The organism is Pseudomonas sp. efr-133-TYG-23 (genome assembly GCF_030209215.1).
GTDB classification, from domain to species: domain Bacteria; phylum Pseudomonadota; class Gammaproteobacteria; order Pseudomonadales; family Pseudomonadaceae; genus Aquipseudomonas; species Aquipseudomonas rhodesiae.
In genome coordinates this window covers 1-8,015 of the sequence record NZ_JARVSL010000057.1, presented here as the reverse complement: position 1 = coordinate 8,015, position 8,015 = coordinate 1, and the positions used below count along the sequence as shown (strand labels likewise).

Annotated in this window: 6 protein-coding genes and 1 pseudogene; 2 read left to right on the top strand and 5 right to left on the bottom strand. The window is 63.5% G+C overall.

All coding sequences use genetic code 11. The features are described 5' to 3' along the window. From QRN41_RS26130 to QRN41_RS26110, 5 genes and pseudogenes are all read right to left on the bottom strand, one after another. Positions 1-187, bottom strand: a pseudogene (locus tag QRN41_RS26130) (arabinose ABC transporter substrate-binding protein); the annotation flags it as partial. A gap of 37 nt (positions 188-224) precedes the next feature. Beyond that, positions 225-1,088 (bottom strand): SMP-30/gluconolactonase/LRE family protein, encoded by an 864-nt coding sequence (locus QRN41_RS26125; protein WP_094066280.1) that lies wholly within the window; start codon positions 1,086-1,088, stop codon positions 225-227. A gap of 27 nt (positions 1,089-1,115) precedes the next feature. Further along, positions 1,116-2,696: an aldehyde dehydrogenase (NADP(+)) gene (locus QRN41_RS26120; protein WP_040267947.1), complete on the bottom strand. Its 1,581-nt coding sequence runs from the start codon at positions 2,694-2,696 to the stop codon at positions 1,116-1,118. A 10-nt stretch (positions 2,697-2,706) separates the two neighbouring features. Beyond that, positions 2,707-3,699 carry an AraD1 family protein gene (araD1, locus tag QRN41_RS26115; protein ID WP_167418675.1) on the bottom strand — a complete coding sequence of 331 codons (993 nt, stop codon included), beginning with the start codon at positions 3,697-3,699 and terminating at the stop codon, positions 2,707-2,709. Positions 3,700-3,715: 16 nt separating this feature from the next. Further along, positions 3,716-5,038: an MFS transporter gene (locus QRN41_RS26110; protein ID WP_167418674.1), complete on the bottom strand. Its 1,323-nt coding sequence runs from the start codon at positions 5,036-5,038 to the stop codon at positions 3,716-3,718. Positions 5,039-5,232: 194 nt separating this feature from the next. On the opposite strand from QRN41_RS26110, the gene QRN41_RS26105 reads away from it, so the two are divergent. Continuing rightward, positions 5,233-6,969 carry an IlvD/Edd family dehydratase gene (locus QRN41_RS26105; protein ID WP_034112990.1) on the top strand — a complete coding sequence of 579 codons (1,737 nt, stop codon included), beginning with the start codon at positions 5,233-5,235 and terminating at the stop codon, positions 6,967-6,969. 48 nt (positions 6,970-7,017) lie between these two features. Continuing rightward, complete coding sequence (locus QRN41_RS26100) at positions 7,018-7,740, top strand: FadR/GntR family transcriptional regulator (RefSeq protein WP_034096881.1); 723 nt, start codon at positions 7,018-7,020, stop codon at positions 7,738-7,740. Positions 7,741-8,015: the final 275 nt, after the last annotated feature.

Here is an 8,015-nt window from a genome sequence, read left to right as displayed (position 1 = left end):
CAAACCCCTTGTCCTTGGCGGCTTTTTCAGCGAAGGCCCACTCGGTCTGGAACCAAGGTTCCTCGGCTTGTTTGACCAGGAAGCCGATTTTGACTGTATCAGCGGCCAGCACCAGCCCACTCAAGCTCATGGCCGATACCGCCACAGCGGCGCAGCACAGGGAACGGATACCACGACGACGATTCATACGGGTGACTCCTTGTTATTGTTGTTAGCGCTTGGGGTTAACCGGCAAAGCGATGGCAAGGTTTGCCAGGTACATCGACATCGATAGCCAGCACGGCACCGTCCAAGGGGTGATCCAGAGGACTGGCCGCACTGGTAATAAACAGGGTGGTGAGTTCGGGCCCACCAAACACGCAACTGGTGGGGCGGCTGACCGGCAGCTCGATGACTCGATCCACCTCGCCCGTGGGCGTCAGCCGCAGCAAGCAACCGCCGTCCCAGCGGGCGTTCCAGATATATCCGTCGGCGTCCATCGCCGAGCCGTCCGGCCCGCCACGCGGATGCGGACCAAACCACAGCGTGGGCGATTCCAGATGGCCGTTGGCCGAAATGCCGTGCCGGTAAAGCGCGCCGTCCAGGCTGTCACCGAAGTGCACCTGGCTGCCGTCGTCGCTCCACAGCAAGGTATTGGGGATACCCAACCCTTGCAGCAATGGCGTGACCGTGGCGTCGGCGTCCACGCGGAACAGGCCGCCGGAGCGCCGCGTGATCGGCAGGTCCTCACCCTGCTCGCCGATGTTGTTCTGCATGGTGCCCAACCACAGCCGCCCCTGGGCATCGCAACGCGCTTCATTGCCACGGTTGCCGGGGTGCGGATCGGCCTGGCACAGCAGGGTCAGGGCCTCGGTGGCCAGGTCCAGGCGGTAGACGCCACTGCTCAAGGTCACCAGCGCATCGCCGCGTTCGCAGGGGATGAACGCCGAGACATGCTCGGGCATCCGCCACATGCGCAGTTGCCCATCCATCAGGCGCAGCGCCTGTTTGCCGGCGATATCCACCCAATACAACGCCTGGGTCGGACCGTCCCAGAACGGGCCCTCCCCCAACTGCGCACGGTGTGCGGTAACTGCGCTCAACGACATATAGCCTCCTGGACGCGGGTTGGGTGTTTACAGCGGATCGCGCGACGGCGTGCCGTCCACCAAGCGCTGGATACGCAGCGGGTTGGCATTTTTCAGCGCATCGGGCAGCAGGCTGTCAGGGTAGTTCTGGAAACACACCGGACGCAGGAAGCGGTCGATGGCCAGGGTGCCGACCGAAGTGCCACGGGCATCGGAGGTCGCCGGGTACGGACCGCCATGCACCATCGAGTCGCAGACCTCCACCCCGGTCGGGTAGCCATTGAGCAGGATGCGCCCGACCTTCTGCTCCAGCAGTGGCGTGAGTTCGGCGAACTGCTGCAAGTCGCCCGGCTCGCCGATAAGCGTCGCCGTCAGTTGCCCATGCAGGCCGTGCAATGCGGCGCTGAGCTGGGCCTGATCGGCGACTTCGACAAACACCGTGGTGGGGCCGAACACTTCTTCCTGCAGTGCCTCATCGCCGTTGATCAACAAACTGGCGTCAGCCTTGAACAGCTGGGGCTGGGCCTGATTGCCGGATTGGGCATTGCCCGCCAGGTGCTGGATACCAGGGTGCGCCAGGAGTTTTTCCAGGCCCTTGCCATAGCTGCTCAAGGTGCCGGCGTTGAGCATGGTTTGCGCCGGTTGCTCGCCGATCAACTGTGCTACTTGCTGGGTGAATGCGCTGAATTCGGGCGAGGCGATCCCGATTACCAGGCCTGGGTTGGTGCAGAACTGGCCGCAGCCTTGCACCACCGAGGCGGTCAGGTCGCGGGCCACGGTGTCTGCCCGTGCCTGTAGGGCCTGGGGCAGCACGATCACCGGGTTGATGCTCGACATCTCGGCAAACACCGGGATCGGTTGCGGGCGTGCCGCCGCCATGTCGCACAGGGCACGGCCGCCTTTGAGCGAGCCGGTAAAGCCCACCGCCTGGATCGCCGGGTGCTTGACCAGCGCCTCACCGACGCCGCCGCCGAAGATCATATTGAACACGCCGGCGGGCATCTCGGTGGCCTCGGCCGCGCGGATGATCGCATCGGCCACGCATTCGGCCGTCGCCATATGCCCGCTATGGGCCTTGAACACCACCGGGCACCCGGCCGCCAGCGCGGCTGCGGTGTCGCCGCCAGCAGTGGAGAACGCCAGTGGGAAGTTGCTCGCGCCGAACACCGCAACCGGGCCGAGGCCGATGCGGTATTGACGCAGGTCCGGACGCGGCAGTGGTTGGCGGTCCGGCAGGGCTTTGTCGATGCGCGCACCATAGAAATCACCGCGCCGCAGCACGGTGGCGAACAGGCGCATCTGGCCGCTGGTGCGACCGCGTTCGCCTTTGATGCGGGCCGCCGGCAGCGCGGTTTCGCGGCACACCAACTCGACGAAATGATCACTCAGGGCATCCAGTTCGTCGGCAATCGCATCGAGGAACTGCGCACGGCGCGCGGCGCTCAAGGCGCGGTACGCCGGGTACGCGGCGGCGGCGGCCTGGGCGGCGGCGTCGACCTCTTGCGGGGTGGCCTGGAAGAAAACCTGAGGCAAGGTTTCGCCGGTGGCCGCGTCGACGCTGTGCAGCTTGGTGCTGCCCTGGGCGCTGCGCTGGCCGCCGATGTAGTTGTGGCCGATAAACTGGGTCATGGTGCTCTCCTTAAAGGGTGACGACGTTGCCGGGTTCGAATATCGCATCGGCCTGGCCGACACTGTTGATCAGCGGCGCGCCGAACTCGGCCTGGCTGATCTCGAACACATCCCCCGGTTGGGTACGTATACCGTCGGCGAATGACAGCGTGGCGGTGCCGAAGAAATGAATATGCACATCGCCCGGCGTGAGGAACTGACTGTACTTGAAGTGGTGGTACTCAAGGTTTTCCAGGCTGTGGCACATGTTGGCCTCGCCGCTGAGGAATTCGTTTTCCCAGATCACCTGGCCGTCGCGCAGCAGGCGGCTGGTACCGGCCAGGTGCTGGGGCAATTCGCCCACGCGCAGTTCCGGGCCATAGCTGCAACTGCGCAGTTTGGAGTGGGCCAGGTACAGGTAATTCTTGCGCTCCATGACATGGTCGGAGAACTCGTTGCCCACCGCAAAACCCAGACGATACGGCTTGCGGTCGTGGCCGATGACGTACAGGCCGCCGATCTCCGGCTCTTCGCCGGCGTCTTCGGCAAAGGGTGGCACCGGGAACGCCTGGCCAGGGCGCACCACGATGCTGCCGTCGCCTTTGTAGAACCATTCCGGTTGCACGCCCGCCTGACCGGCGGCGGGCTTGCCGCCCTCCACACCCCATTTGAAGATGCGCATGGTGTCGGTCAACGTGGCTTCGTCGCCGGCCTGTTGGTGCATTTTGTCGCGAGCGGCGGCGCTGCCCAGGTGGGTCAGGCCGGTGCCGCTGATCAGCATATGGGCCGGGTCTGGATGGTCCAGCGGCGGCAGGATCTTCTGTTCGGCGAGCAACGCGGCGTAGTCATGGCTGTCGCCCAAGCCCAGGCTGTCGACCTGCTGCTGCAATGAAGCCCCGGCTTCGATGGCGGCCAGCGCCAGTTCGCGCACGCTGCCGGCGCCCTGCACTTCGCGTAACCGGGTGCCATCGACAACGCCGACCCGGCGCTCGCCGTTATTGAGTTCGAACTGCACTAAACGCATCAGCTTTCTCCTTGAATTAAGTACGGGTGGCACCACGGGCGCTGGCGGCGAACTGGTCGACTGGCAGCACATGTTTGCGCTCCAGCACGCGGTAGACCACGCCGGTCAACACCAGGCCGAACAGCATCACGCCGGACAGGAAATACAGGCCCGAGGCCAGGTTGCCGGTGTACTCCTTGAGCGCGCCGATCACGAACGGACCGATATAACCGCCCAGGTTGCCCACCGAGTTGATCAGGGCAATGCCCGCCGCCGCACTGGCGCCGGCGAAGAAACGCCCCGGCAAGGTCCAGAACACTGCGGTGCAGGAAAACATCGCGAACGCCGCCAGGCACAACGCCGCCATTTGCAGCACCGGCGCGCCGAGCCAGGCGCTGAAAAACAGGCCGGTGGCACCCAGTACATACAGCACGGCGAGGTGGCCGTAGCGATCATTCAAACGGTCGGAACTGCGCGGGATGATCAGCAGGCCGATGATGCCGAAGATATACGGCACGGCCGAGATAAAGCCGGTAACCAGGTCCGTGCCGCCGAACTGTTTGATCAGGGTCGGTAGCCACAGGCCCAGGCCATAGATGCTCAGGGTTACCGGCAGGTAGAACAGCGCCAGCAACAGCACGCGCTTATCCTTGAGGGCATGCAGCGGGTTGCCGTGACGGGTCTGGCCGTAGGCTTGCAGATCTTTGGCCAGCTCGCCGGTGAGCCAGGCTTTTTCGTCCTCGCTCATCCATTTGACCTGTTTGGGGCCGTCCGGCAGCCAGCGCAGCACCGGCCAGGTCAGCAGGATCGCCGGGGTGCCGATCACGATGAACAGCCACTGCCAGCCATGCAGACCAAGGATGCCGTCCATGCCCAGCAGGCCGCCGGATACGGGGCCGGTGATCATCATGGCGATGGGTTGGGAGAGGATGAACAGGCCGAGGATCTTGCCGCGATGGCGCACCGGGAACCATTGGGTGATGTAGTACAGCACGCCGGGAAAGAACCCGGCTTCCGCCGCGCCGAGCAGAAAACGCATCACATAGAAGCTGTGCGGCCCCTGCACAAAGGCCATGCCGATGGTGATGGTGCCCCAGGTGATCATGATCCGCGCGAACCAGCGCCGGGCGCCGAAGCGGTCGAGCATCAGGTTGCTGGGAATCTCGAACAGGAAGTAGCCGATAAAGAACAGGCCCGCGCCCAGGCCATAGGCGGCGTCACCGATGCCGACATCGGCGCCCATGTGCAGCTTGGCGAAACCCACGGCGGAACGGTCCACGTAGGCGATCAGGTACAGCAGGATCAGGAAGGGAATCAGTTTCAGCGTGATGCGCCGAATAAGCCGCAGTTCCTGGCTCATGGGGGTCGATCTCCGATTGTTGTTTTTATAGAAGCTCGGGCGACGCCTCTCGCGATAACTCGCCAGGGCCACACCTCAGTTGAGATCGACTATATAGTAGTACTATTTGCGAAACAACACTTCCAAATGGAAGATTTTGCGCTTATGTTTAGCCGTAGAGAGAACATATAGTCATACAATAAGAGAAATCGATCATGTCTGATAAAAAGCCCGGCCTACGCTCCGCCCAGTGGTTCGGTACTGCCGATAAGAACGGCTTCATGTACCGCAGCTGGATGAAGAACCAGGGCATCGCCGACCACCAGTTCCATGGCAAGCCGATCATCGGTATCTGCAACACCTGGTCGGAGCTGACTCCGTGCAACGCGCACTTCCGTCAGATCGCCGAGCACGTCAAACGTGGGGTGATCGAGGCCGGTGGCTTCCCGGTGGAATTCCCGGTGTTTTCCAACGGCGAGTCGAACCTGCGCCCTACCGCCATGCTCACCCGCAACCTGGCGAGCATGGATGTAGAAGAAGCCATTCGCGGCAACCCCATCGACGGCGTGGTGCTGCTGACCGGCTGCGACAAGACCACCCCGGCCCTGCTGATGGGCGCCGCCAGTTGCGACGTACCGGCGATAGTGGTGACGGGCGGGCCGATGCTCAACGGTAAGCACAAGGGCCAGGACATTGGTTCGGGCACGGTGGTGTGGCAGCTGAGTGAGCAGGTCAAGGCCGGCACCATCACCCTGGACGATTTCCTCGCGGCCGAGGGCGGTATGTCCCGTTCGGCGGGCACCTGCAACACCATGGGCACCGCCTCGACCATGGCCTGCATGGCGGAAGCCCTCGGCACGTCCCTGCCGCACAACGCCGCGATTCCCGCAGTGGATGCGCGCCGTTATGTACTGGCGCATATGTCGGGCATGCGTGCGGTGGAGATGGTGCGTGAAGACCTGCGCCTGTCGAAGATCCTCACCAAAGAAGCTTTTGAAAACGCGATTCGGGTCAACGCGGCCATCGGCGGCTCGACCAACGCGGTGATCCACCTTAAAGCCATTGCCGGGCGTATCGGCGTGGACCTTGAACTGGACGACTGGACCCGCATCGGTCGCGGTATGCCAACTATCGTGGACTTGCAGCCCTCCGGGCGTTTCCTGATGGAAGAGTTCTACTACGCCGGCGGCCTGCCTGCGGTGCTGCGTCGCCTGGGCGAAGCCAACCTGATCCCACACCCGAACGCGCTGACCGTCAACGGCAAGACCCTGGGCGAAAACACCCAGGATTCGCCGATATACGGCCAGGACGAAGTGATCCGCACCCTGGACAACCCGATCCGCGCCGACGGCGGCATCTGCGTGCTGCGCGGCAACCTGGCGCCGCTCGGTGCAGTCCTCAAGCCGTCGGCGGCCAGCCCGGAATTGATGCAGCATCGCGGCCGTGCAGTGGTGTTCGAGAACTTCGACATGTACAAGGCGCGCATCAACGACCCGGAGCTGGAGGTGGACGCCAACTCGATCCTGGTCATGAAAAACTGCGGGCCCAAGGGTTATCCGGGCATGGCCGAAGTCGGCAATATGGGCCTGCCGGCCAAGCTGCTGGCCCAGGGCGTGACCGATATGGTGCGCATTTCCGATGCGCGCATGAGCGGCACGGCCTACGGCACCGTGGTGCTGCATGTGGCACCGGAAGCCGCCGCCGGCGGGCCCTTGGCCACGGTGCAGGAAGGTGACTGGATCGAGCTGGACTGCGCCAACGGCCGCTTGCACCTGGACATTTCCGACGCCGAGCTGGCGGCGCGCATGGCCGACCTCAAGCCACCACAGGACCTGATCGTCGGCGGCTATCGCCAGCTGTACATCAACCATGTGCTGCAGGCGGACCAAGGCTGCGACTTTGACTTTCTGGTGGGTTGCCGTGGAGCGGAAGTCCCACGGCATTCCCACTAATTGGGATGCTATGATGCCGCGAATTTAAGCCAGAGCATCCCGCCCGTTATGGATCACCAGCCGTCCAAGCCGCGCAAGAGCATGCATGCCCAGATCGTCCAGGACTTGGGCATGCACATCGTTTCCGGTCGCTTCAAGCCAGAAGAACGCCTGCCCATGGAGGCCACGCTTTGCGAGGAGTACAAGGTCAGCCGTTCGGTGTTGCGCGAGGCGACCCGCGTGCTCAGTGCCAAGGGCCTGGTGTACTCCAAGCCACGGGTGGGTGCGGTGGTGCGGCCACGGCTCAAATGGCACCTGCTCGACCCGGACGTGCTGTCCTGGTTGATGCAGTCCACGCCCCATAGCGAGTTTTTCAACACCCTGGCCGGTGTGCGGCGCATCCTCGAACCGGAAATCGCCGCCATGGCCGCGACCACCGCCACCGACGATGACATCGCCATCATCGAAAAGGCCTACCACGGCATGGAGACCGCGCAGACCCACGAACAGCTGCTACAGGCCGACCTGGACTTCCACCGCGCCATCGCCGACGCCACCCGCAACGACCTGCTGGCATATATGTGCAACATGCTGTCGCTGCCATTGCGCGAATCGATCAACATCACCAACCGCCGCCCCGACATCCAGGGCCTGAGTCTGCCTCGGCATAAAGCCATCCTCACCGCCATCCAGAACCGCGATGCCCTGGGCGCGCGGCATGCGTCGCTCGTGCAGCTGGATGACACGCGGGTAGCGTTGGATACGGTGATGAATGTACTCACCCCGCTCTAAAGCCAAGTGAAAGGACAGGTGGGAGGGGGCTTGCCCCCTCCCACAGTTAAATTCCTCTGGGCCATCACCCGGCAACTCGGTGCATTTGGCCACGATAGCCATAGATGTCTACACAGGTTTCAAAGGTTTAGCTAACTCTGTGGTGAGCGGGCTTGCCCCGCGCTGGGCTGCGAAGCGGCCCCATCCCAGACGATGTGGTTTAGCTGACACACCGAGGTGACTGGGTTTGGGGCTGCTTCGCAGCCCAGCGCGGGGCAAGCCCGCTCACCACAGCA

Bases quoted from the DNA above. Each gene is read 5' to 3' on its own strand.
- QRN41_RS26125 (WP_094066280.1), bottom strand. From the start codon at position 1,088: ATGTCGTTGAGCGCAGTTACCGCACACCGTGCGCAGTTGGGGGAGGGC.
- QRN41_RS26120 (WP_040267947.1), bottom strand. From the start codon at position 2,696: ATGACCCAGTTTATCGGCCACAACTACATCGGCGGCCAGCGCAGCGCC.
- araD1 (WP_167418675.1), bottom strand. From the start codon at position 3,699: ATGCGTTTAGTGCAGTTCGAACTCAATAACGGCGAGCGCCGGGTCGGC.
- QRN41_RS26110 (WP_167418674.1), bottom strand. From the start codon at position 5,038: ATGAGCCAGGAACTGCGGCTTATTCGGCGCATCACGCTGAAACTGATT.
- QRN41_RS26105 (WP_034112990.1), top strand. From the start codon at position 5,233: ATGTCTGATAAAAAGCCCGGCCTACGCTCCGCCCAGTGGTTCGGTACT.
- QRN41_RS26100 (WP_034096881.1), top strand. From the start codon at position 7,018: ATGGATCACCAGCCGTCCAAGCCGCGCAAGAGCATGCATGCCCAGATC.